This is a genomic window from Novilysobacter viscosus, assembly GCF_046600715.1.
GTDB lineage: Bacteria > Pseudomonadota > Gammaproteobacteria > Xanthomonadales > Xanthomonadaceae > Lysobacter_C > Lysobacter_C viscosus.
Map to the genome: position 1 here is coordinate 217,752 of NZ_JBJMAV010000004.1, position 24,812 is coordinate 242,563.

At 70.2% G+C, this 24,812-nt stretch carries 17 protein-coding genes and 1 pseudogene; 11 read left to right on the top strand and 7 right to left on the bottom strand.

Translation table 11 applies throughout. From position 1 onward, the window contains the following. Window positions 1-2: 2 nt before the first annotated feature. The 3 genes from frr to pyrH all read right to left on the bottom strand — a co-directional run bounded on the left by frr (window position 3) and on the right by pyrH (window position 2,382). Window positions 3-560 (bottom strand): ribosome recycling factor, encoded by a 558-nt coding sequence (gene frr / locus ACJQWL_RS08550; RefSeq protein ID WP_330969671.1) that lies wholly within the window; start codon window positions 558-560, stop codon window positions 3-5. A 138-nt stretch (window positions 561-698) separates the two neighbouring features. Then, window positions 699-1,604, bottom strand: a complete 906-nt coding sequence (locus tag ACJQWL_RS08555) for a cation diffusion facilitator family transporter (RefSeq protein ID WP_411300833.1) — start codon at window positions 1,602-1,604, stop codon at window positions 699-701. Window positions 1,605-1,659: 55 nt separating this feature from the next. Continuing rightward, complete coding sequence (gene pyrH / locus ACJQWL_RS08560; protein WP_330969669.1) at window positions 1,660-2,382, bottom strand: UMP kinase; 723 nt, start codon at window positions 2,380-2,382, stop codon at window positions 1,660-1,662. Between the two features lie 331 nt (window positions 2,383-2,713). Here pyrH and ACJQWL_RS08565 point away from each other — a divergent pair, with 331 nt between their 5' ends. The 4 genes from ACJQWL_RS08565 (at window position 2,714) to ACJQWL_RS08580 (ending at window position 10,651) form a co-directional block, all read left to right on the top strand. Beyond that, on the top strand, window positions 2,714-3,259 hold the full coding sequence (locus tag ACJQWL_RS08565; protein WP_411300834.1) for an RNA polymerase sigma factor: 546 nt from the start codon (window positions 2,714-2,716) through the stop codon (window positions 3,257-3,259). Further along, window positions 3,256-4,245, top strand: a complete 990-nt coding sequence (locus ACJQWL_RS08570) for a FecR family protein (protein WP_411300835.1) — start codon at window positions 3,256-3,258, stop codon at window positions 4,243-4,245. The genes ACJQWL_RS08565 and ACJQWL_RS08570 overlap by 4 nt, the downstream gene beginning before the upstream one ends. Before the next feature lie 253 nt (window positions 4,246-4,498). Next, window positions 4,499-7,294, top strand: coding sequence for a TonB-dependent receptor domain-containing protein (locus tag ACJQWL_RS08575; protein ID WP_411300836.1), 2,796 nt, complete (start codon window positions 4,499-4,501; stop codon window positions 7,292-7,294). A 210-nt stretch (window positions 7,295-7,504) separates the two neighbouring features. After that, the gene (locus tag ACJQWL_RS08580; protein WP_330969626.1) at window positions 7,505-10,651 is read left to right on the top strand and encodes an autotransporter domain-containing protein; all 3,147 of its coding nucleotides are present in this window, start codon (window positions 7,505-7,507) and stop codon (window positions 10,649-10,651) included. A 597-nt stretch (window positions 10,652-11,248) separates the two neighbouring features. Here ACJQWL_RS08580 and tsf read toward each other — a convergent pair. Both tsf and rpsB read right to left on the bottom strand, forming a co-directional pair. Continuing rightward, window positions 11,249-12,118 (bottom strand): translation elongation factor Ts, encoded by an 870-nt coding sequence (tsf, locus tag ACJQWL_RS08585; RefSeq protein WP_330969625.1) that lies wholly within the window; start codon window positions 12,116-12,118, stop codon window positions 11,249-11,251. A gap of 150 nt (window positions 12,119-12,268) precedes the next feature. Beyond that, entirely contained in the window at window positions 12,269-13,186 is a 918-nt protein-coding gene (gene rpsB, locus ACJQWL_RS08590; RefSeq protein WP_330969624.1) for a 30S ribosomal protein S2, read from the bottom strand. A gap of 513 nt (window positions 13,187-13,699) precedes the next feature. Between rpsB and map the strand changes: the two genes are divergently transcribed. The 5 genes from map to dapE are packed head-to-tail and all read left to right on the top strand — an operon-like array spanning window position 13,700 to window position 19,783. Next, on the top strand, window positions 13,700-14,476 hold the full coding sequence (map, locus tag ACJQWL_RS08595; RefSeq protein WP_330969623.1) for a type I methionyl aminopeptidase: 777 nt from the start codon (window positions 13,700-13,702) through the stop codon (window positions 14,474-14,476). Further along, on the top strand, window positions 14,473-17,124 hold the full coding sequence (glnD, locus tag ACJQWL_RS08600; RefSeq protein WP_330969622.1) for a [protein-PII] uridylyltransferase: 2,652 nt from the start codon (window positions 14,473-14,475) through the stop codon (window positions 17,122-17,124). Before map ends, glnD begins: the two co-directional genes overlap by 4 nt. After that, window positions 17,121-18,236 (top strand): 2,3,4,5-tetrahydropyridine-2,6-dicarboxylate N-succinyltransferase, encoded by a 1,116-nt coding sequence (gene dapD / locus ACJQWL_RS08605; protein ID WP_330969621.1) that lies wholly within the window; start codon window positions 17,121-17,123, stop codon window positions 18,234-18,236. Before glnD ends, dapD begins: the two co-directional genes overlap by 4 nt. 3 nt (window positions 18,237-18,239) lie before the next feature. Continuing rightward, window positions 18,240-18,599 (top strand): Spx/MgsR family RNA polymerase-binding regulatory protein, encoded by a 360-nt coding sequence (locus ACJQWL_RS08610; RefSeq protein WP_330969620.1) that lies wholly within the window; start codon window positions 18,240-18,242, stop codon window positions 18,597-18,599. A 38-nt stretch (window positions 18,600-18,637) separates the two neighbouring features. Continuing rightward, window positions 18,638-19,783, top strand: coding sequence for a succinyl-diaminopimelate desuccinylase (gene dapE / locus ACJQWL_RS08615; RefSeq protein ID WP_330969619.1), 1,146 nt, complete (start codon window positions 18,638-18,640; stop codon window positions 19,781-19,783). A 156-nt stretch (window positions 19,784-19,939) separates the two neighbouring features. On the opposite strand, the gene ACJQWL_RS08620 is transcribed toward dapE, so the two are convergent. Beyond that, on the bottom strand, window positions 19,940-22,315 hold the full coding sequence (locus ACJQWL_RS08620) for a penicillin acylase family protein (protein WP_411300837.1): 2,376 nt from the start codon (window positions 22,313-22,315) through the stop codon (window positions 19,940-19,942). A 350-nt stretch (window positions 22,316-22,665) separates the two neighbouring features. Between ACJQWL_RS08620 and ACJQWL_RS08625 the strand changes: the two are divergent. Further along, window positions 22,666-22,847, top strand: a pseudogene (locus ACJQWL_RS08625) (asparagine synthase-related protein); the annotation flags it as partial. 42 nt (window positions 22,848-22,889) lie between these two features. After that, window positions 22,890-23,810 carry a DUF808 domain-containing protein gene (locus tag ACJQWL_RS08630; RefSeq protein ID WP_330969479.1) on the top strand — a complete coding sequence of 307 codons (921 nt, stop codon included), beginning with the start codon at window positions 22,890-22,892 and terminating at the stop codon, window positions 23,808-23,810. 199 nt (window positions 23,811-24,009) lie between these two features. On the opposite strand, the gene ACJQWL_RS08635 is transcribed toward ACJQWL_RS08630, so the two are convergent. Next, the gene (locus ACJQWL_RS08635) at window positions 24,010-24,666 is read right to left on the bottom strand and encodes a thiopurine S-methyltransferase (RefSeq protein ID WP_330969476.1); all 657 of its coding nucleotides are present in this window, start codon (window positions 24,664-24,666) and stop codon (window positions 24,010-24,012) included. Window positions 24,667-24,812: the final 146 nt, after the last annotated feature.

Sequence of the window (24,812 nt, forward strand, 5' to 3'; positions counted from 1 at the left end):
CCTCAGACCGCCAGCAGTTCCTGCTCCTTGGCTTTCACCACCTCGTCCACGTCCTTGATGGCCGAGTCGGTCAGCTTCTGGATGTCGTCCTCGGTGCGGCGCACGTCGTCCTCGGTCACCTGCTTGTCCTTGAGCAGTTCCTTGACCTGGTGGTTGGCGTCGCGGCGGATGTTGCGGATGGCCACCTTCGCGTCCTCGCCACCGGCGTGGACGTGCTTGGAGAGCTCCTTGCGGCGCTCCTCGGTGAGCGCGGGCAGGTTGATTCGGATCACCGTGCCGGCGGTGTTGGGCGTCAGGCCCAGGTCGGAGGCCAGGATCGCCTTCTCCACCGCGGAGACCATCGGCTTTTCCCACGGCGTGATGGTCAGCGAGCGCGCGTCGGTGACGGCCACGCTGGCGACCTGCGACAGCGGCATGTCGGAGCCGTAGTAATTGACCTTCAGGTGTTCGACCAGGGCGGTGGACGCGCGCCCGGTGCGTACCTTGGTCAGGTCGTGGCGGAAGGCCTCCACGCTCTTGGCCATGCGCGTCTGGGCATCTTTCTTGATCTCGTTGAGCATCGCCGGCTCCGGTCCAATGACGGTAATCGCGGGATTATAGCCGGCGGCTCCCGGCCCGGGACCCGCAGCGGGCCGGCGACGGCACTTCGGAACGACCCCACTGCAGCCTCCCTGCCTCCACCGTGGCCCGCGGCGGCCTCAGTCCTGCGACGCGTCCCCGCAGCCGTCCCCGTGTTCGACCTGCAGCGTGGGGTGGGTGATGCCGAAGCGTTCCGACAGTTCGCCCACGGTCCGGGCGATGAAGGCGTCGTGCCCGCTGTCGCAATGGCGCACGACGTGCGCGGTCAGCGCGATGTCACCGGCACCCAGCGGCCAGATGTGGACGTGGTGGACCGCCGCGACGCCCGGCTGCCGTCCAAGGAAGGCGCGCACGTCCCCGGCGTCGATCCCGCGCGGGACTGCATCCATGGTCGCGGCCAGGCTCTCGCGCAGCAGGCCGAAGGCGCTGAACGCCACGACGGCGCCGATCAGCAGTGCCACCGCCGGATCCAGCCATGCCCAGCCCAGCCACCACATCCCCAGGCCGGCGACCACAGCGGCTGCCGAGACGGCCGCATCGGCCATCAGGTGGAGGAACGCGCCACGGCGGTTGAGGTCGTGGGCTTCTCCACCGCGCACCAGCCACGCCGCTCCCAGGTTGACCCCGATGCCGAGCGCGGCCACCACCACGACCGTCAGCGCCGGGATCTCGGGGGGATCGCCGATCCGGCGGATCGCTTCCCACCCCAGCGCACCGGAAAACGCGACCAGCAGCAATGCATTGGCCAGCGGCGACAGCAACGTGGCGCGGCGCCAGCCGTAGGTGTGGCGTCCGCGTGGCGGCCGCCGGGCCAGCACCGCTGCGGCCCATGCCAGCGCCAGTCCCAGCACGTCGCCCAGGTTGTGCAGGGCATCGGTGAGCAGTGCCAGCGAACCGGTCGCGAAGCCGTACCCGGCCTCTACCGCGGTGAATGCCAGGTTGAGCAGGGTCACCGCTGCGAAAGCGCGGGTGCCGCCGTCGTGGCCATGCGAATGGTGGCCGGGGGGACCATGGTGGAGATGCATGGGGCGCATGCTGGCATGCCCCGCGTGGACGCGACGCGTGCCTCCCCGGCGGGGCTCAGCCGCGTCCGCGCACCAGCGTGCCGATTTCCTCGCCGCGCAGGATGCGCAGCAGGACGCCCGGCTGGCCCATGTCGAAGATCCGAAGCGGCAGCTCGCTGTCGCGGGCCAGCGCGAAGGCCGCGGTGTCCATGACCTGGAGATTGCGTGCCAGCACCTCGTCGTAGCTCAGGCGGTCGTAGCGGACCGCGTCGGGATGCTTCTTGGGGTCGCGGTCGTAGATGCCATCGACCTTGGTGGCCTTCAGCAGCAGGTCCGCGCCGATCTCGATCGCCCGCAGCGCGGCGCCCGAGTCGGTGGTGAAGAACGGATTGCCGGTGCCGGCGGCAAACACCACCAGCCGGCCTTTCTCCAGGTGGCGGATGGCCCGGCGGCGGATGTAGTCCTCGCACACGTCGTTGATCTTGATCGCGCTCATCACCCGGGCCTTGCCGCCCAGTTTTTCGAGCGCGTCCTGCATCGCCAGCGCGTTGATGACCGTGGCCAGCATGCCCATGTGGTCGCCGGTGACGCGGTCCATGCCGCCGGCGGCCAGCCCCGCGCCGCGGAAGATGTTGCCACCGCCCACCACCAGCGCGATCTCGGCACCGGCCTGCTGGGCTTCGATCACCTCGTGCGCCAGGCGTTCGATCACCTTGGGATCGATGCCGTAGTCCTCCTGGCCCATCAATGCCTCGCCGGACAGCTTCAACAGGACGCGGCGGTAGGCGAGCTGGGACATGGCGATTCTCTGGCGTGGGCAAACCCCGGAAGTCTAGCCGAGGTAGGGGGGCGGCCACGAGTTGCGTTCCACTGTCCATGTCAGGCATCGCACGCTGCATCCACTCCGGCAATCGCGCAGCGGCAAGGCCGGTGGTTGCGCGGGAGTGGTTGCGCACGTGTTACAAGACGCCCGGGTCGCGCCGGCCGGGTTGGCGGCCATGAGCCCCGCGATGTCCTCCACCTTCGCGCTCCGGGCGCGGCCCGAGCCGGGAGTTCCTGCTGCTGTCGACCTGCATGCCCTTGCGCTTTGTCGCCATCGTCCCGGCCATATCGGTCCCGGGGCGGGGCGCGTGAGGCCCTACGCGGCAGGCGAGGCCGCCGGCGACGGGTTCGAGGCCTTCGTGCAGGCCCAGCGCCCGATCCTGGTCGGTTACCTGTGCCGGCGCGTGCCCGAGGAGGATGCCAAGGACATCGCCCAGGAGGCTTTGGTGCGGATGCTGCGCTACCGCGCCTACCCGCAGGACCAGCTCAAGGCCTTGATGTACCGGATTGCCACCAACGTGATGCTGGACCGCGCGCGTCGCGAGCGCAGCCGGGGTGCGCCGCTGCACGTGAGCCTGGACGGCGAGCACGATGCCATGCCCTCGGACGAGCCCCCGCACGAAGAGCGCCTGGCATCCCAGCAGGCGCTGGAAGACGTCAGGGCCGCGATCCTGCAACTGCCCGATCGCTGCCGCGAGGTGTACCTGCTCAACCGGATCGAGGGCATGAGTTACCCGGCCATCGCCCGGCACTGCGGCATTTCCGTCAAGGCGGTCGAGAAGAACATCGGCCGTGCGCTGCGTCTGTTGCGCGAGCGCCTGGCCCAGCACCACCGCCAAGGAGGCGACCGATGAACCCCATGTCCGCGCCCGATCGGGTCGCGAATGACGCCGCGCACTGGCTGGCCCGGTTGGAGTCCCCCGAGTGTGAGCCGGCCGAGCGCGCTGCGTTCGAGGACTGGCTTGCCGAGTCGCCGTCGCACCTGTCGGCGTACCTGGAAATGGAGCGGCTGCACCGGGAGGCAGCCGCTCTGGAGGGCGACGAGCTGCTGCGCGCCGCCGCGCGCCGGGCGCGTCGCAGTGCCGCAGCGCCCCGCAGTGCGGGGATCGTGGGCCGGCTGGCGGCCGTCGCGGCCACCCTGGCGATTGCCGCCGGCGCGGCCTGGTGGACCCTGCGCCCGGTCGCGGCGCCCGTCGAGGAATCCGTCGCACATGCCACCGCGGTGGGCGAGCAGCGGCAGGTGGTGCTGGAGGACGGCACCCGCATGGTGCTGGACACCGATTCCCGGGTACGGGTCCGCTTCGGCGTGGATGCCAGGGCGGTGGTGGTCGAGCAGGGGCGGGTGCAGTTCGAGGTCGGACGCGATCCCGCGCGGCCGTTCCGGGTTGAAGTGGGTGCAGGCGTGGTGCGCGACATCGGCACCACCTTCCAGGTCGCCCGTCGCGGGGACGCGAGCCAGGTCGCGCTGGTGGACGGCGTAGTCGTGGTCAGCGGCACCGGTCGCGACAGCATCACCCTTGCGCCCGGCCAGCAGGTTGCGCTGTCCGCCGAGGGCCGGTTGGGCGAAGTCGCAGCGATGGACCAGGCGTCCGCGGTTGGGTGGCCCAAGGGCGAGCTGGTTTTCCAGCAGCGCCCGTTGTCCAGCCTGCTGGAGGAGATGAACCGCTACTCCACCACCCAGGTACGGCTTGCCGACCCCGCGCTGGGGGACATCCGCGTCAGCGGCGTGTTCCACATGCACGACCAGGCCGCACTGGTGGCGGCGCTTGAGCGCGGCTGGTCGCTGCGTCCCCGTCCGGCGCGGGACGGCCACATCGTCCTGTACCCGCCGGCCGGGTAGCCAAGGCACGGCCCCCACGGCGGGCTGGGCCTTCAGTTGCCGTCACCGCGTCGCGGGGCGTCGCACCGAATCGCACCGCACCGCGCCGGACCGCATTGCAGGCGCGCCTCGCCCACACCGCAGCGAGAAGCCCGTTCATCGTTGCGCGTCCGCAGGGGCTCTCGTATGGTGCGGGACCTGCTTTTCCCGTGCCCCGTTAATGGCCTGGTCCCGCGTCGCGCTCGCCATTTCCGGTGTGCTCCTGGTTGCCGGCTTGACCACTCCGACGCCCGCCCTGGGCGCGGGGGGCGACGGTCGAGTGCCGCCCGCGCGGGTCGCATTCGACATTCCCGCCGGGGACCTGGGCCTGGCACTGGAGCGGCTGGCCACGCAGGCCGGGCTGCAGTTGCTGTACCCCCCCGACGTGGTCCGTGGACGACGGGCCAGGGCGCTGAAGGGCACACTCGCGCCCGGTGAGGCATTGCGCAAACTCGCCGGCGCGGCCGGGCTGACCGTCCAGGTGGTCAACGCCAACACCTACGTGCTGGGAACGCGGGTTGCAAAGGCGCGGGCTGCGCCTGCGCCCGCCCGGCCCAAGGCGCCCGTCCACGTGCCGGTGCCTATCCCCACGGTGTTCGTCACCGGCACCCACATCCCGCGTAGCGACATCGGCACGCTGACACCGTCCCCGGTAACCCTGATCAGCCGCGAAGAGATCGAGGCCAGCGGCCACCAGACGCTGTTCGAATTGCTGCGGACCCAGCCCGGCATGCTCGGCCACCACCCGGTAGCGGTGGCGTCCGATGGCGGGTCGGGCATCCAGCAGCCGTTCGCGGCCGCTGCCACCACCAGCCTCAACGCCCTGGGCCCGCGGGCGACGTTGTTCCTGGTCGACGGCCGCCGGGTGGCGAACTACGGCCTGATCTCCTCGGAACTGGGCGGCCTGGCCGACCTGGACGCGATACCGCTGACCATCGTCGAACGGGTCGAGATCCTGCGCGGCGGGGCTTCGGCCACCTACGGGGCCGACGCCATGGCGGGCGTCGTCAACATCATCCTGCGCAAGCGGCAGGACGGGGGCGAGGCCGTGGTCCGGCACGGGCAGTCCTCGCGGGGCGATGCACGCGAGTCCCGCCTTGCGGTCAGCCATGGCTTCGATACCGGGCCTGCCGGCCACGCCGTGTTGGGCATGGACGTGCTCCAGCGCGACGAGCTGCTCGGTGCGGCGCGCGAATGGCGGACCATGGACCTGCGCCGCCACGGGCTGGGGGACCGGCGGATCCCGCTGGGTTACCGCGACTACGACTTCAACCTGGTCAAGCGCCAGTGCGCGCATGCACCGGCCGACGTGGCGGACGACTGCCTGCTCGACATCCCGGCCTACACCAGCCTGCAGCCTTCCAGCCGGCGATGGTCGCTGTACGGGCACGTCGACCGGCCCCTCACCGACGCCATAGACCTCTCCGTCGACCTGCGCGCCGGCCACGCCAGCCAGACCCTGAGCAACGCGCCGTTCCATGCGCGGGTAAGCCTGCCGGAGAACCACCCGGACCATTGGCCGGGCGCCGACCTGGATTACGCGTTCTTCGACATCGGCCCGGTGCGCAGCCACGGGGACACGCGCACGCTGGACGGCACGGTGGCGCTTTCGGGCTGGCGGGGCGAGTGGGGCTGGAACGCGTCGATCTCCCACCATCGCAACCGCGTCGACAGCCGCATCGAGGGATTGCTGCGCTACACCCAATTCGACCGCGTGACCGATGCGGGCGGGTACAGGTTCGACGGCACGCACAACTCGCCCGGGCTGCTGGCCTCCCTGTCGCCTCCCATCACGGTGCGCGGCGAAGCGACGCTGCAGCAGGCCGGGTTCGATGTCCATGGCACATGGTTCTCGTTGCCGGGCGGGCCGGTTCGGGTGGCGGCCGGCCTGGAGCTGCTGCGCGACGTGCTGGAGCACCGCCCGGACCCGCTGATGGTCGACCAGGACATCGCACTGGGCCCGCAGAAGGTGCCGGTGGACAGCCAGCAGCGCGGCGGCGGCGTGTACGCCGAGGTCAACCTGCCGTTCTCGCCGCGCCTGCAGATGGACGTTGCCGCACGGGTGGACCAGCGCGAGGGATACGGCCGCCGCTGGTCGCCCAAGATCGGAATCAAATGGAGCCCGATGGACAGGCTCACCCTGCGAGCGGCAGGGGCCACCGGGTACCGCGCGCCGTCGCTGTTCGAGACGCGCCGGCCCAGCGTCGTCGACGAGCTGGACCTGGTGCGGGAAACCCCCGGGCTTGCCCCTTGCGCGTACGTGTTCGCATTCGGACCGGATGAGCGCTACTGCCTGGTGGGGCGCAGCGCCCGCGACAACCCGCACCTCCAGCCGGAGACATCGCGCAGCCACACCTTCGGTCTTGTGTGGGCGCCGGCCGGCCACCTGAGCGCGAGCGTCGACTACTTCCGCATCCGCCGCAGCAACGAGATCCTGCCGGGAAGCGCCTCGGACGATCCGGCGGCGTTCCCGCTTTCCGTCGTGCGCGACGAACTGGGCCGCCTGGTCGGCCTGGATGCCTATTTCGCCAACGTCGGGATGACCGACGTGCGCGGCTGGGAGCTCGACCTGCAAGGGCAGTGGGAAACCGCCCGCTCGGGATTCACCGCGCGCCTGGCGGCGCATTACCTTGACCGGCTGGAGCGGGAATCGGTGCCCGGCGCGCCCCGACTGGACCATGCCGGATACGCCGCGCCCACCCACAGCGCACTGGCATCGTTGCAATGGCGTCGCAGCGGCTGGCAGGCGACGGTGTCAGCGCGGGCGCTGGGTCCGGTGCAGGTCGGTGGCCCGGGAGCCGGGTGCCCCCGTGCAAATCGCGAAGCCGGGCGCTGCACAACGCCGGCCCGTACCACCTTCGACCTGGACCTGGCCTATACCGGCTGGCCCGACTGGCGCGTCGCCCTGAACATCCGCGACCTGGGTGACCGTACCCCGGTGGATTTCGAAATCGACCGTGGCGGCTACGACATCGCGCAGGACGACCCGCGCGGGCGCTTCCTCCTGCTGAGCCTGCTTCGGCGCTTCTGACCCGGGCCGCACACCGCAAAGCCGACGAACCCCGGGGTAGGGGGGTGGCGTGGCCGTTGCGTTACCACTCCCGATGCCTGCTCCACGAGCGGGCCGACGCCGCCGGCGAACACGCCGGCCATGTTGAAACAGGGGAGAGGGTTACAGATGCAGCGCAAGCAGAAGGGTTCGGCAGCACACCGCGGTTCGCGTGGACATGTACGTTCCGCATTGTCCAGGGCGATCGTCGGCGCACTGCTGCTGGGCAGCATGGGCGTCGCGGTGGCGCAGCAGGGCCCGCAGTACGACGAACAGGGCCAGGTCGGTGATGCCGACAGCTGGAAGACCGACGAGTTCAATGCCGACTGGGGGCTCGGGGTAATCGGTGCGCACCATGCGTATGCGCGCGGCCTGACCGGGCGTGGCGTGCGCATCGGCGTGATCGACGGAGGTTCTGCGTTCGGGCATGGCGACTTCGCCAACGGCGACCACCGCGGCATCCGCATGGCGGACCCGGGCTGCGAGAACCGCATCGCCCTCAATGGTCCCGACGCCTGCTACATGGCGGACGGCGACCAGCCCGGCATCGACTACTTCCACTACACCGACGAAGACCGCGCGTTCATCCAGTTCCTGATCGACATCGGCTACCTCATCCCCGATGCCGACGAGATCCTGGAGTCGTGGGCCGGCTTTGCCTACAACACCCACGGCACGCACGTGGCCGGCACCATTGCCGCCAACCGCAACGGACAGGGTTCGCACGGCGTCGCGTTCGGCGCGGACCTGACCGCTGCGCGCATGTTCTCCAACAGCTACATGGACCTCGATGCGCTGCTGGGCTGGGGTGGCGAGTCGTACTCGATCGGCCCGGGCGATGCGGCGTTCGCCGACGTGTTCGCGCAGATGGCCGCGCAGGGCGTGCGTGCGATCAACCACAGTTGGGGCCTGTCCCAGGAGCCGACCACGGCCGAGGACATGGACTGGTTGTACAACGCGCCGGGCGTGGCCGAGTACCTGTCGATCTTCACGAATGCCGGCATCCGGGACGGAATGATCCAGGTATGGGCCGCGGGCAATGCCTCCGGCAACATCGCCGGCCTCTACGCCACCCTGCCGCGCTGGGTGCCGGACGCCGAGAAGTACTGGCTCAGCGTCGTCAACGTCAACCAGACCGGCGAGATCGACGGCAGCTCCAGCACCTGCGGGCTGTCGATGGACTGGTGCATCGCGGCGCCGGGCACCGACATCACCTCGACCGTCGTGGGTGGCGGGATCGAGGGCGAAGTCGTGTATGACGACGAGGGCAACGTCGTGGGCCTGGACATCACGTCAGAGAACCCCGAGTACGGCCACGGCGACCTGACCGGCACCTCCATGGCGGCGCCGCACATCACCGGCGCGCTGGCGCTGTTGATGGAGCGGTACCCGTACCTGGACAACCCGCAGATCCGCGACATCCTGCTGACCACCGCCCGCGACCTGGGCGAGGAAGGCGTTGACGCCATCTACGGCTGGGGCCTGCTGGACCTGCAGAAGGCCATCGAAGGCTACGGCCAGTTCCGCGTCGACACCGACGTGGTCATGAACAGTCGTGCCGGCGGCGCCAAGGTCTGGGAAGGCCTGGCGTGGGACGACTGGACCAACGACATCGGTGGCCCGGGCCGGCTGACCAAGTCGGGCATCGGCTGGCTGAGGCTGAGCGGCGACAACAGCTTCAACGGTGCCACCATCGCCGAAGGCATCCTGGAGCTTGACGGTGAGAACGCGCTGTCGGGCAACGTCGAAGTCGACGGCGGCGCGTTGATCCTCAACGGGTCGCTGCTCGACACCGACCTGCTGGTGACCGACGGTTCGGCGCTGGTCTATGGCCAGCAGGTGGGCGGCAGCACCCACGTCGGCGTCGACGGTCGCTTGCTGGGCACCGGCACGCTGGGCGACACCGTCGTCACCGGCGCCATCGCACCGGGCGTCTCGCTCGGCACGCTGACGATCGATGGCGACCTGGACCTGTCGTCCAGCTCGATCTTCGAGCTGGAGCTCGACTCGGACGAATCCGACCTGCTGTACGCCACGGGCACCGCCACGCTGGCGGGTGGCACCCTGCAGATCGCGCAGGTGCCCGGCTCGTACCTGCTGGGCCAGTACTACGAGTTCCTGTCGGCCGACGGTGGTGTCAGCGGCGCGTTCGGCACCGTGGACTCGTCGTCGATCTCCCCGTTCCTGGACTTCAACCTGGTCTACGGCACGGACTACGTCGCACTCGACGTGGTGCGTGGCATGGCACTGGCCGATGCTGCCGTTACCGCCAACCAGCGTGCGGTCGGCGCCAGCGCGGACGCGCTGGCGATGGACCATGTGCTCGCGCAGCGCCTGACGCAGCTGTTCCCGGAGCAGGCGTTGCCTGCGCTGGACAGCCTGAGCGGTGAGTTGCACGCCAGCGCGCAGTCGGTGCTGGTGGACAGCCAGCGCCATGTGCGCGAGGCGGCGCTGGCACGGTCGCAGGCCGGCACCGGCGCGTTCGCACCGATGGCCACGGGCGAGGCGGGTCCGGCGGCGTGGATCGAAGTGCTTCGCAGCGGCGGCACGCTCCAGACCGACGGCAATGCCGGCCGGGTTGACTACAGCGGCAATGCCACCCTGCTGGGTGTCGACTACCGCTTCGCCAATGGCTGGCGCGTGGGCGTCCTGGGTGGCATGGACCGCAACGACATGTCCGTCGACGGCCGTGGCACCGACGGCGACATCATCGGCCGCCACGTCGGCCTCTACGCCGGCCAGGCATGGGGCGGGCTGGGCCTGAGGATGGGCGTGACCCACGCGCAGGGCGAGGTGGACGTGCAGCGCACGGTTGCCTTCCCGGGCGTGCAGGACCAGACCCATGTCGAGTACGACACGCAGTCGACCCAGGCGTTCATCGAAGCGGGCTACCGGTTCGCTGCCAATGCGTGGGAGATCGAGCCCTACCTGCAGTACGCCCATGTCTCGTACGAGATCGACGGCTTCCAGGAAGAGGGTGGCGTGACCGCGCTTCGCGGCACGGGCACCGAGGGCGACATCGGGCTGGCCACCGCAGGTGTGCGCTTCAACCTCAACCTCAAGGGTGCGCAGCAGGAGCAGAGCTGGCTCAGCCTGCGTGGCGGCCTGGGCTACCGCGATGCCACCGGCGACCTCTCGCCGGCTGCCACGGTGGCCTGGCAGGGCGGCGATGCGTTCGTCGTCCGCGGCGCGCCGCTGGCAGACGGCGCCACCGTCGCTGAACTGGGCTTCGGTGCCCGGGTCGGCGAGTCGAGCCTGTTCGAGTTGACCTACAGCGGCCAGTACGCCGACGAAGCGCGCGACCACGGGCTCAACGCCCGCTTCTCGATGCGTTTCTGATCGCGACTCGTTTTTGACGCACCCCGCGTAACAGGGGTCGGGCGGAAGCATTCGCCCGGGGTGGTGCCAGGGATTGGCGCCATCGACCAGGGAGGGTCGGCTCCCGGTGCAGGCGGAACTTCGGGGTCCGCCGCGCCGGGAGCTTTTTTTTTGGGGGAATGCACTGATCTGCCCGCCCAATGACGCCTTGCAGGAGCGGCTTCACCCGTTCCCGCAGGAGCGATTCAAGTCGCGAGCGGGACAGCCCTCGCACCTGCACGCACAGGAAACCATGTGGCTCCTGCAGGCGCGACACTGCAAGGCGGTCGATTGCGGCCGGAACCTCTCCTGCCTTATCCAGTCCCCGGCGCACATGGGTGCGCCGGGTGCCGGGTGATCAGGCTCGCGTGTCGTGACTGACGTCGTTCCTGCCTGAAGCTTCGTGGAGGGGGTTTGGCGGGAGCGCACGCGCGCCGCTCGAGTCTGGATCGCGGCCTGAGCCGTTGCTGCACGGCGCAGTACGGGCCGCAACACAGGCCGCGCCGGTACACGACACCTGCAACAAAAAAGGCCGCGGGAATCCGCGGCCTCTTCCGGTACTGCAAGGGCAGGCGTGGCTTACGCCAGTCCGGCCTGCTTCATGACTTCGGCGTGGAAGTCGTCGGCCTGCTTCTCGATGCCTTCGCCAACCGCCAGTCGCACGAACTGCAACACCTCGGCGCCCGCCGCCTTCAGCGCGGCCTCGACGGTCTGGTTGGTGTCCATGACGTAGGGCTGGCCGGTCAGGCACAGCTCGTTCACGGTCTTGGTGACCTTGCCGGAAATCATCTTCTCCAGGATCTCGGCCGGCTTGCCGGTGTCCTTGACCTGGGCCAGGGCGATTTCCTTTTCCTTGGCGACGAAGTCCGCCGGGACATGGACCGGCGAGATGTACGGCGGGTTCATTGCCGCGACGTGCATCGCCAGGCCACGGGCCAGCTCCGGGTTGCCGTTCTTGACCTCGACCAGCACGCCGATGCGGCCGCCGTGGACATAGGTGCCGATGGTGTTGGCGCTGTCGATGCGCGCCATGCGGCGGACTTGTACGTTCTCGCCGACCTTGGCGATCAGGGCCGAGCGCGTCTCTTCGACCGACTCGCCCGAGGCCAGCTTGGTGGCCTTGAGCGCGTCGACGTCGTTGGCGGACAGCGCGGCATTGGCCACGGACTCGGTGAAGGCGACGAAGTTCTCGTCCTTGGCGACGAAGTCGGTCTCGGAGTTGATCTCGACCAGCACGCCCTTGCCGTCGGCCTGGGCGGCGGCGATGCGGCCCTCGGCGGCGACCCGGCTGGCCTTCTTGTCGGCCTTGGCCAGGCCGGACTTGCGCAGCCACTCGGCCGCGGTGTCGATGTCGCCGTTGTTCTCGGTGAGCGCCTTCTTGCACTCCATCATGCCGGCGCCGGTGCGCTCGCGCAGTTCCTTCACCTGGGATGCGGTGATTTCAGCCATGGGGATCTACCTCGGTATTGGTGATGTTGTAGGAGCGACGTAAGTCGCGATCACCGGCGCCGGCGGGAAATCCGGATCGCGACTTACGTCGCTCCTACAAAAGAGCTGGAACGCGACCGCGCACGATGGCGCGGCCGCGTGGCACGTGTCTTACTCGGCGGACTTGGTCTCGTCGGCCTTTGCGTCGTCGGCCTTGGACTCGTCGACCTTGGCATCGGCGGGTGCGGCGTCGGCCTTGACGTCCGCCGGAGCGGCCCCGGCATCGGCGGTCGGCTCGTCGGCCTTCTTGGCGGCGGCCTTCTTGGCCGGCGCACGGCGGGCGGACTTGCCCGACTCGTCGCCGGACTCGGAGAAGTCCTCTTCGCGCACGCTGCCCGGGGTCGGGGCGGCGGCCTTGCCTTCCAGCACGGCGTCGGCGGCGGCGCGGGCGTACAGCTGCACGGCGCGGATGGCGTCGTCGTTGCCGGGGATCGCGTAGTCCACCAGTTCCGGATCGTAGTTGGTGTCGACCACGGCCACGACCGGGATGCCGAGCTTCTTGGCTTCCTTGATCGCGATGTCCTCGTGGCCGATGTCGATCACGAACAGCGCGTCGGGCAGCCGGTTCATTTCCTTGATGCCGCCCAGCGATGCGAGCTTCTTGTCGCGCTCGCGGCGCAGGCCCAGCACTTCGTGCTTGACCAGCTTCTCGAAGGTGCCGTCGGTCTCGGCCGCTTCCAGCTCCTTCAGGCGCTGCACGGACTTCTTGACCGTGGCGAAGTTGGTCAGCGTGCCGCCCAGCCAACGCTGGTTCATGTACGGCATGCCGCAGCGCTCGGCCTCTTCCTTGATCGACTCGCGCGCCGAGCGCTTGGTGCCGAGGAACAGGATCATGCCGCGCTTCTGGGCGATACCCGAGAGGAAGTTCATCGCGTCGTTGAACAACGGGACGGTCTTCTCGAGGTTGATGATGTGGATCTTGCCGCGGGCGCCGAAGATGTACGGACCCATCTTCGGGTTCCAGTAGCGGGTCTGGTGGCCGAAGTGGACACCGGCCTCCAGCATCTGGCGCATGGTGATCTGGGACATCGTGTTGAACTCCAGGCAATGGAACCGGCCGCCAGGGTTGTGAGGGCGGCTGCCGCGGCACGGGGCCGTGGCGGGGTTCCGGGGTTGGGCCTCCCCGCTGCCTCGTGGCCAGATCCCGGCAGGCAAGGCCTGGTGGGACACCCCGGCACGGGGTATTGCAGCGGGTGTGTATTCACCGGTGACGCCCGGTGTTGGCGGCTGGCAGGCACGGGGCCCGGGTCAGCCGCGGAAGTCTAGCGGGTCGCGGCGCGCGGGGCAATCGGAAGCGGCATGGGCCTTGATGGCATGGACAGTGGCGCAGGGGGGGGCGACCGGGCGTGGTGGCAGCGCGGGCAGGCCTTTGCTGGTTCAGCGGCGGTGGGCCGGGGCGGTGATCTTTCCGTCCCGCGTGCCGTGGGGGGGGCGTCGACCGCGCTCGGTGTCCAATCGTGAGAATCCGTGGCGAATCCCGACACCCCGCCCAGCCGGACCCCGCCATCCCACACCCACGGGCGCATCGGCGATAATGGCCGGATGCCGATCACCATCAAATCCCCCGAGGACATCGAGAAGATGCGCGTCGCCGGCCGCCTGGCCGCCGAGGTGCTGCAGGTCGTCGCCCCGCACGTGAAGCCGGGGGTGACGACCGAGGAGCTGGACCGCATCTGCCACGACCACATCGTCAACGTGCAGCAGGCGGTGCCTGCCAACGTGGGCTACAAGGGCTTCCCCAAGACGGTCTGCACGTCGGTCAACAACGTCATCTGCCATGGCATCCCCAGCGAGGCCAAGGTCCTGAAGGACGGCGACATCGTCAACATCGACGTCACCGTCATCAAGGACGGCTGGCACGGGGACACCAGCCGCATGTATTTCGCCGGCACCCCATCGGTGATGGCCCGGCGCCTGGTCGACGTGACCCGCGAGGCCATGTTCCGCGGCATCCGTACCGTGCGCCCGGGCGCGACGCTGGGCGACATCGGGGCCGCCATCCAGCAGTACGCGGAAGGCGAGCGTTTCAGCGTCGTGCGCGAGTACTGCGGCCACGGCATCGGCCAGATCTACCACGAGGAGCCGCAGGTACTGCACTACGGCCGCGCGGGCGAAGGCGTGGTGCTCAAGCCCGGCATGACCTTCACCATCGAACCCATGATCAACGAAGGCGCGCGCCACACCCGGCTGCTGCCCGATGGCTGGACCGTGGTCACCAAGGACCGCAAGTTGTCCGCGCAGTGGGAACACACGGTGGTGGTGACCGACGACGGCGTCGAGGTCCTCACCCGGTTGCCGGGCGACGACAACGACCTATGAACCCGGGCGACGCCGGAGACGCCGCCCCCGCGGCAGTCGGGGCGGAGCGACACCCCGGGCCTGACGACTCCGCCTGGGCGGGGCAGGTGCGCGAGCAGCTGGCCGAGGCCGATGCCGGCTTCGCGGCGCGGTTCGACCAGGGGGCCGAGGTCGACCGGCTGCTGGCCGAGCGTGCCGCCGTGGTCGACGGCCACGTGCAGGCCGCCTGGCAACGCTGCATCCCGCCGGAAGCGCCACTGGCGCTGTTCGCGGTGGGCGGTTACGGGCGCGGCGAGCTGTTTCCGCAATCGGACGTGGACCTGCTGGTGCTGGCCGAGCCCGAGGCATCCCGCGCCTGCGCCGATGCGCTGGCCCGCTTCTTCGCGGTGCTGTGGGACGCCGGGCTGCCGGTGGGCCATGCGGTGCGTTCGCTGGACCAGTGCACCGAGGCGTCACGCGACGACCTCAGCGTGCTGACCGCCCTGCTGGAGGCGCGCCCGCTGGCGGCCAACGAGCTGGAGCGGCGGGAGCTGCAGACCGCCGCCTCGCCGCGGCTGGTGTGGCCGCCGCAGGACTTCTTCGAGGCCAAGAGCCGCGAACTGCGCGACCGCCACGCCCGCTACGGCGACACGTCCGACAACCTCGAGCCCAACCTGAAGGAAGGCCCCGGCGGCCTGCGCGACGTGCAGACGCTGCACTGGATGGCGCTTCGCATCATCGGCACCGCCGACCTGGAGGCGCTGGTGGCCTTCGGCCAGCTGGGGGCCGACGAGGTCAGCAGCCTGGAGCGGGAACGCCGTGCGCTGTCGCGGTTGCGCTTTGGCCTGCACCTGGTCGCCGACAAGCGCGAGGAGCGGCTGCGGTTCGACTACCAGAAGCCGCTCGCGGCCCGCCTGGGTTTCGAGGACACCGGCGAGACGCTGGCCGTCGAGCAGATGATGCAGGGCTTCTACCGCAGCGCGGCGGTCGTGCTGCGCATCGGCGAGCGCCTGCTGCAGCGGTTCGAGGAACAGCTGGAGGGCGAGGCGGAACCGGCGCCGATCGACGAGCGCTTCGACCTTCGCCGCGGCTACCTGGCGGCATCGTCGGAGCAATGGCCGCGCGAACTGGGCGACGTGTTCGACCTGTTCGCGACCTGGGCCGCGCACGGCGAATCGGTCCGGGGGCTGCATTCGCACACCGCGCGCGAGCTGGCCGAGGCGTTGCCGCGCCTGCCCGGGTTCAAGCAGGCCGACGTCGACCTGCGACAGCGCTTCGTGCGCCTGTTGCGTGGCCCGCAACCGGTGCAGACGCTGACCCGCATGGCGCGCCTGGGCGTGCTGGGGCGATGGATCCCCGCGTTCGCGCGGGTGTCCGGGCGCATGCAGTTCGACCTGTTCCATGTCTACACCGTCGACCAGCACACGCTGGCCGTGCTCAAGAACCTCGCCGCGTTCGCCTCGGGCGAGCGCGACGAGCGGTTCTCGATGGCGCACGAGGTCTGGCCGCGCCTGCGCAAGCCGGAACTGCTGTTGCTGGCCGGCCTGTTCCACGACATCGCCAAGGGCCGCGGCGGCGACCACTCCGAACTGGGCGGTGACGACGCGCGCGAGTTCTGCGAAGCCGTCGGCCTGTCGGCGCCCGACACCGCGATGGTCGAATGGCTGGTGCGCCAGCACCTGCTGATGTCGCGAACCGCCCAGAAGGAGGACATCACCGAGCCGGAGGTGATCCATCGCTTCGCGGCCAAGGTCGCCGACCGCGAGCACCTGGACCACCTCTACCTGCTGACCTGCGCCGACATTGCCGGCACCTCGCCCAAGCTGTGGAATGCGTGGAAGGACCGGCTGATGGCCGACCTCTACACCGCCACCCGCCTGGCGATGCGACGCGGGCTCGAGCACCCGGTGGCGCTGGAGGAGCGGATCGTCGAGATCCGCGAGACCACCCACGCGATGCTGTCGGCACTGGGCCATGACGACGCGGCGATCGAGGCGATGTTCGCGCGGATGCCCGATACCGGTTTCCAGAGGGGGCGCCCCGACCAGCTGGCGTGGCAGGCCGTCGCCCTGCGCGGGGTCGGGCCCGGGGACACCCGGGTGCGGGCGCGGCCGGTGACGGCCCAGGCCGGCGCGCTGGAAGTGTTCGTCCATTCCCCCAACCGTGATGGTCTGTTCGCCGCGATCGTCGCCAAGCTCGACCGCCTTGGGCTGGCGATCCTGCAGGCGCGCGTGCTGGACGGCCCGCAGGGCACCATCTTCGATACGTTCGAGGTGATTCCCTCCGACCCGCGCTACACGCCCACCGCCGACGAGGTGGAACGAAAGCTGGCGGCCGCGCTCGATGGACCCCTCGACGGGATCCGCCCCGCGCGCCGCACCCAGCCGCGCCACCTCCGGCATTTCCGCATCCCGCCGCAGGTCGCTTTCGATGAAGGTGGCGAGGGCCGCACGACGTTGAGCTTCGTCTGCACCGACCGTCCCGGCCTGCTGGCCGAGGTTGCCGCGCTGCTGCGCAACCAGTCGCTGCGCGTGCATGACGCGCGCATCGCCACCTTCGGCGAGCGCGCCGAGGATGTGTTCCAGCTGACCACGTCCGACCCGGAGGGCAAGGGCCTCCGGCTCGATGAACCCAGGCAGCAGGCGCTGCGCGAAGCGCTGCTGGATTGTTTCGAAGGAGAAGGCACATGAGTTCCAGCAAGCCGCGCAAGAAGGCCGGTCCGAAGACCCGCACGGCCAAATCCGCGACGGGCCTGGGCAAGGGCAAGGGCAAGGGTGGCAGCGCAGCGCCGGCCAAGCGCCCGTCGGCCGCCGCCGGGTCGGGCAAGGCTGCGGTGAAGAAGGTTCCCGGACGCAAGGTGCCCGCGCCCGAGTCACCTGCACCCAAGGCCAGCGCCAAGCGCGTCGCCAGCGGCAAGGCCACCGCGCCGAAGGCCGCGCCGGCCCCGCGCAAATCGGGCAAGGCCGCTGCGCACGACGAGCTCAGGTTCCTGATCGAAAGCGCGTTCGAGCGCCGGTCGATGCTGACCTCCGACGAGGTGGAAGGCTCGACCCGCCCGGCGGTCGAGCGTGCCATCGAAGGGCTGGAAAGCGGCGAGTTCCGCGTCGCCGAGCCCGACGGCGAGGGCGGCTGGTCCGTCAACGAGTGGCTGAAGAAGGCGGTGCTGTTGTACTTCCGCACCCAGGACATGGAGCTGGTCGAGTCCTACCCCTCGCCGTTCTGGGACAAGGTGCCGGCGCGCTTCGCCGAGTTCGACGAGGCCGCGTTCCGCAAGCTGGGCGCGCGCGTGGTGCCCGGCGCGATCGTCCGCCGTGGCAGCCACGTCGGCCGCGACGTCGTGCTGATGCCCAGCTTCGTCAACATCGGCGCGCACGTCGGCGAGGGCACCATGGTGGACACCTGGGCGACGGTCGGTTCGTGTGCGCAAATCGGCAAGCACTGCCACTTGTCCGGCGGCGCCGGGATTGGCGGCGTGCTCGAGCCGCTGCAGGCCACCCCGACCATCATCGAGGACCACTGTTTCATCGGCGCACGGTCGGAAGTGGTCGAAGGCGTCATCGTCGGCCACCACAGCGTGATCGGCATGGGCGTGTTCCTCGGCCAGTCCACCCGCATCTACAACCGCGCCACCGGTGAGGTCAGCTACGGCCGCATCCCGCCCTACAGCGTGGTGGTGTCGGGCCAGCTGCCGTCGGCCGACGGCACGCACTCGCTGTACTGCGCGGTGATCGTCAAGCAGGTGGATGCCAGGACGCGCAGCAAGACCAGCATCAACGACCTGCTGCGCGGCCTGGCGGAGTAGGGCATGGCGACCACGCTCTACGGCCTGTCCAACTGCGATACCTGCCGCAAGGCGCGCAAGTGGCTGGACCGGTTCGGGGTCGAGCACGCGTTCGTCGACTACCGCGACCAGCGCCAGCGGCCACAGACCCTGGCGCAGTGGCGTGATGCGCTGGGCGGCTGGGACGCGATGATCAACAAGTCCTCGACCACGTGGCGCACGCTGCCCGGCAACCGCAAGTCGCCCGGCTCGGACGCGGAGTGGAACCTGCTGTTGAAGGAGTACCCGCAGTTGATCCGGCGTCCCGTGGTCGTGACCGACGACGCAACCGTGACGCAGGGGTTCTCGGACAACGGCTTCAAGAAGCGGTTCGACGTCCAGTAACGCGCCAGATCCAACGACGACCCACGAAAAAACTGCCCATGAGTGACGTGCTCGACCTCACCTGCGACCTCATCGCCCGCCCTTCGGTCACTCCGGACGACGCGGGCTGCCAGGCCCTGGTGGCCGGTCGGCTGCAAGCTGCCGGATTCCGCTGCGAGCACATCCGCCTGGGCGAGGTCGACAACCTCTACGCCACGTTCGGCGATGCCGCTGCGCCCACGCTCCTGCTGCTGGGCCACACCGACGTGGTGCCGCCGGGACCCAGGGAGGCGTGGGCCAGCGACCCCTTCGTACCCGAGGTGCGCGACGGCATGCTGTACGGGCGCGGCGCGGCGGACATGAAAGGCAGCGTGGCGGCCTTCGTGGTGGCCGCAGAGCGCTTCGCCGCTGCCAACCCGCAGCCCGCAGGACGGCTGGCGGTCCTGCTGACGTCCGACGAGGAGGGCGACGCGATCGACGGCGTGCGCCGTGTCGCCGAGGTGTTCCGTGGGCGTGGCGAGCGGCTCGACTGGTGCATCACCGGCGAGCCGTCCTCAACCCGGGCACTGGGCGACCTGCTGCGGGTCGGCCGGCGCGGCAGCCTGTCCGCCCGGCTGCAGGTGCGCGGCGTGCAGGGCCACGTCGCCTACCCGGAGAATGCGCGCAACCCGGTGCACCTGGCGTTGCCGGCGCTGGCCGAGCTCACCGCACGCAGCTGGGACCAGGGTTACGAAACATTTCCCCCCACCAGCCTGCAGGTCAGCAACATCACCGCGGGGACCGGCGCCAACAACGTGATCCCGGGGGTGCTGGAGGTGCAGTTCAACCTTCGCTTCAACCCTACATGGACGGCCGAGGCGCTGGAGCGCGAATGCGAGGCGGTCCTGCGTGCCAATGGACTGGACTACACGGTGCACTGGCACCGCAGCGGCGAGCCGTTCCACACCCCGGAAGGCGCTTTGCGGAAGGCGGCGCGCGAGGTGCTGGCGGCGCATCGTGGCCAGCAGCCCGAAGAGAGCACCGGCGGCGGCACCTCCGATGCGCGTTTCATCGCCCCGCTGGGGACCCAGTGCATCGAGATCGGGCCGGTGAACGCGAGCATCCACCAGGTCGACGAACACGTCAGCGTCGCCGACCTCGAGGCCCTGCCGGGCCTCTACCTGGCGCTGATCGGGAAGATGCTCGTCCCATCGGCTGCCACGTAGGAGCGGCTTCAGCCGCGAACGCACGTTTTCAGGAACCCCTGTAGGAGCGACGTAAGTCGCGACCACGACAAGGGACGACGCTGCGGATCGCGACTTACGTCGCTCCTACAGTCGAATTCGAAATCCGCGGCCGCGGCTGGAGCCGCTCCTGCACGATCAGCGCCTCGTGGGCGGCACCAGGCGCAGCGTGTGTCGGGTCTCGCCCGGCAGGAACGGCGTCGGCCGGCCGTGTACCCAGTCGTCGTGGCCGGCGCCCCAGAAGGGTGACAGCGGGTGGCCACTCTGGCCGCCGGGCATGTGCGCGATGCCGTGGGATTCGCGTCCCGGGGACACCACCATCCGCTGCGAGGCGCCGGCACTGGACGACTGTGCGCGCGGGGTGAGGGTGTCGCCGGCGAGCGGCTCGCGTGGCATGCACAACAGGCGCTCGCCAAGCAGCGGAATGGCGGGGGCCAGCGGATGGCAGATCGCCGCGGTGTTGCGCTCGGCCCACGTTCGCCCGGCCAGCGGGCCGCGGTCGCCGAGATCGTCCAGGATTTCGCGCGCGGCGTCTTCCAGCAGCGCATCCCAGCTGTCGAATGCAACCGGCAACAGGTGCGCCGGCCGCTGGGTCACCAGGGGCCAGGCGACGCCTTCCAGCTGCGGCAGGTCGGGCATCGGAACGTCGGCCCCCAGCGCGGCGCGCGCCGGTGCCAGCAGCCCCCGGGCAATGCGCGCATGCACCATGTACCGCCAACCGCGCACCAGCCGATAGCTGGCGGTGTCGCCGGCGGCGCGAGCGGGCCAGGCGGGGTCCGCCGTGGCCAGTGCCTGCAGCGCGGGCGTGCCGGCGACCGCCGCGCGTTCCTGCAGCAGGCGCCACCACCGTTCAAGGAACAACGCGCGGTCGTCGAGCTGGATCGCCAGCAGGTCCTCTTCCTCGAAGCGTTCCCTCGCCTGCAACTGTTGGCGGATCATCCAGGCGCGCACGCCCATGACGTAACCGCCATCGCCGATGGCCGCCAGTGCATCGCCATCGACCACCCGGCTGTTGGCGGTCCACAGGCGCTGGCCGGGCGGGTCGACCACGGCCGGGTTGCCCCGGCTCGACAGCGCCCACGGGACGCAGGTGCCGGCAGCGACGGCATCCGGCCCGGCTGGGCCAGTGCCCGGCGGCGGGTCGTGGTCGCAACGCGGGCCGGTCGGCATCGGCCCCAGTACCCGCCAGCCGATGCGCCCGGAACGGTCACCCGCGACCAGGTTCTGGGCGGGAATGGCGGCGGCGTCGGCGGCGGCGAACAGGGCGTCCAGCGAGCCTGCCTGCGCGAAGTCGAGCACCCCCAGGTCGAGCGACCCGGGCAGGTGCGCCGCCCAGCGCAGCGCCAGCGCATCGCCGTCGGGGGTTTCGTGCAGCAGGGGGCCCCAGTCGGTCTCGCGCACCTCCAGTTCGACCGCGTCGCCGCCTGCGACCTCGATACGCTCGACGTGCGTCCGTGCAGTGGGGCAGTCGGTCGCGCACCCCGGCTCGCGCCGCCAGTCGGCCCAGTCGCCGTAGCTGTTGGTGAATCCCCAGGCCACGTGGCCGTTGCTGCCCACCACCACGCCCGGAAGGCCGGGCAGGCTGAAGCCGGTGACGTCGACGCGGCCACCGGGCGCGCCGGGGTCGGGGTAGCGCAGGCGCACGCGGAACCAGATGTTGGGCGCGCGCAGGCCCAGATGCATGTCGTCGGCGACCATCGCCCCGCCGTGCGAGGTCAACGCACCGGATACCGCGAAGTTGTTGCTGCCCCGCGCGAACGGTGGCTCGGCGTCGCCGGTGTCGCCGGTGGGCGGCGCCGGCAGCGCGCGCAGGTCGAGCGCCTCCGGACCGGGCAGGCGGGCCGGGCCGCGCGCCGCGCCCTGCACCGGCGCATCCCACTGGCTGCCATCGTGGGCCAGCAGGTCGTACAAGGCCGGCGGCAGGTGCGGGCGGACGCGCAGCAGTCCCAGTTCGCGCGCGTTTCGCTCGTCCTGCAGGTCGAAATACATCGCGTAGCCGACCAGCGACGAGTCGGCCGGGCGCCACGGCTCGGGCCCCCGCCGCAGCAGCAGGTACGGCCATGGTTGGGCGGCCAGGTCCGCGAGGCCGGCGTTGACCCCCGCGACATACGCCCGGGCTTCCTGGCGATGGGCGATGGCGATCGATTCCAGCCCGGCCTCGGCCCGGGCCCGCATCCGGTGCATCCGCTTCTCGCGGTCGTGGTCGAGGGCGCGCGGGCCGAACAGCGCGGCCAGCTCGCCCGCGGCGGTGCGGCGCAGCAGGTCCATCTCGAAGTAGCGCTCCTGCGCGTGCACCCAGCCCAGCGCCCGCATGGCGTCGACCCGGCTGCCGGCGTCGATGGTGACCACGCCGATCGCATCGCGGTGCACGCTGGCCGCCGAGGCCAGGCCCGCCAGTGGGCGGTCGCCGTCCAGCACGGGAAGGCTCTCGCGCATTGCCAGCCAGCCCGCCAGCGATGCCAGCAGGACGAAGCCCAGCAGGGCCAGCGCCCCCCGTTTGATCCAACGTGCCATCCGCCGCTCCCCCGGTTCCAGCGGGCATGCCCCGCGCCGCGTGCCGTGGTCGGCGCGGGCCGTGGCGCACGTTCACCCATTCGACCGCCCGCTTGCAAGCGCGGGCCACGCTGCCCCAGGATCGGTCCATGCCCGCACGCCACGCCCGACGTCGCCACTCGTCCGCCCGACCGGGCGCCATGGCAGCGCTTGGACGGCCGTGCCCCGCCGCGTCCAACAACAACCGCAATACCCAGCCCCGCCTCGAGCAGGCCGGCGACTAGCGCGCGCTCCCCGCGCATCGCATTCCCGGGCCTGCACTGCGAAGTGCGGGCCTTTTTGTTGGCCATCGTTATTGCCTTCCCTTCCTAGTGCTGCGCGAGGCATTCGAGGGCTACCTGCCCGAGGCGATCCTGTGGCGGCAGAAGGAGCAGTTCAGCGATGGCGTCGGCTACGACTGGATGACGGCCTCAAGGCACATGCGGCCGAGCACGTCAGCGACCGCGAGTGCGGCACGCTGGCGGCAACGCCGTTTACACCCGTGGACACCCCGTGGGTGACAATGCGCGCCATTCTTCGTGACGACGGATACCCCATGGCCGGTGCCAGCCTGTTGACCCTGTTCGACGACATTGCCAGCGTGCTGGACGATGTCGCCATCCTGACCAAGCTGGCCACCAAGAAGACCGCCGGCGTACTGGGGGACGACCTGGCGCTCAATGCGCAACAGGTCACCGGGGTCAAGGCGGCGCGCGAGCTGCCGGTGGTCTGGGCGGTGGCCAAGGGATCGTTCAAGAACAAGGCGATCCTGGTGCCGGCGGCGCTGGCGATCAGCGCGTGGCTGCCGGTGCTGATCGTGCCTCTGATGATGATCGGCGGCACGTTCCTGGTGTACGAAGGCATGGAAAAGCTCGTGCACCGGTTCCTGCATTCGCGTGCCGAGGACGAGAAGCACCACGAGGAGCTGGTCAAGGCGGTCGCCGACGAGCAGGTCGACCTGGTCGAGTTCGAGAAGGACAAGATCAAGGGCGCCATCCGCACCGATTTCATCCTGTCGGCGGAGATCATCGTGTTGTCGCTGGGGGTGGTGGAAGCGCAGCCCTTCACCCAGCAGGCGCTGGTACTGGTGGTGATCGCGCTGGGCATGACCGTGGGCGTGTACGGCCTGGTGGCCGGCATCGTGAAGCTGGACGACGCGGGCATGCACCTGGCCGAAAAGGGCGGGGCCACCGCTGCGTTCGGCCGCGGCATCCTCTACACCGCACCGTGGCTGATGAAGTTCCTGTCGGTGGCGGGCACGGCGGCGATGTTCCTGGTGGGCGGCGGCATCCTCGTGCACGCCATCCCGGTGCTGGCGCACTGGGTCGAGGACGCGGTGCCGCAGGGCATCGCCGGCACCCTGCTGTCGGCGCTGGCCAACGCGGTGGTCGGCATGGCCGTCGGTGCGGTGGTGGTGGCCGTGGTGACCCTGGTCAAGAAGATGCGCGGCGGCGACAAGGTCCAAGCGCCGCACTGATGCGGGTGCGCGGCGCCGTGGCCTGCCCTGGAGGAGCGGCTTCAGCCGAGGTGCGTCCACCACGCCCTGTAGGAGCGACGTAAGTCGCGATGTGCATCAGCGTGCGACGCAAGCGTGTTTCGGTCGCGACTTACGTCGCTCCTACAAGGGTGTCGTGGGGGTCGTTGATGAAACCGTTCCCGCAAAGCCCGCGGCGTGCTCAGCGGCGCTGCAGCCGGTAGGCCACGGTCTCCAGCGAGGTGACGCCGTCGGCCACGAACCCCGGCTGGGACGCCAGGATGTCGCGCCGTTCCAGGACCTCGACGGTCCAGTCACGGCCATACAGGTCGCGCACCTCTCCCTCGTCCACGGGGAACGGCGGGCCGGCCTTTTCGTGCGGCGGGTACTCCAGCGTGACCAGCAGTCCGCGGCAGCCCGCCGGCAGGCGTGCGTACAGCTCGTGGACGTAGCGTCGGCGCAGGTCGGGTGGCAGGGCGATCAGCGCGGCGCGGTCGAACACGCCTTCACAGTCGGCCAGCACGCCGGCATCCAGTGCGAAGGCATCGCCGTGGATGAGCTCGATCGGTCCGGCGGCGTAGTGCACGCCATGGCGTGATTCGCGGCGTTCCGGCGCCAGGCCGTGTTCCTCGAAGAACGCCTCCACGGCCTGCCGTGACAGCTCCACCCCCAGCACCCGGTGGCCCTGCGCCGCCAGCCACGCCATGTCCAGCGACTTGCCGGCCAGCGGCACGAACACGCGCGCGCCGGTGGGCAGCCCGAGCGTCGGCCAGTACCGGACCAACAGCGGGGTCGGCGCGTCCTGGTGGAAGCCGATGCGGTTCTCCGACCAGCGCTGGAGCCAGAAATCAGGGTGCATGGGTGTGCTCCGTGTGTGTGTCCCGGGATCCTCTGCCGGCTGCCCACCCGGTCGCGGCAGCGTGGCGCCGTCGACTCACTCGGCCGACCCGGCGTCCGTCTTTTGTCGCGCAGGGATCAGGCCCGGTTGCGACACGGTTCCATCGC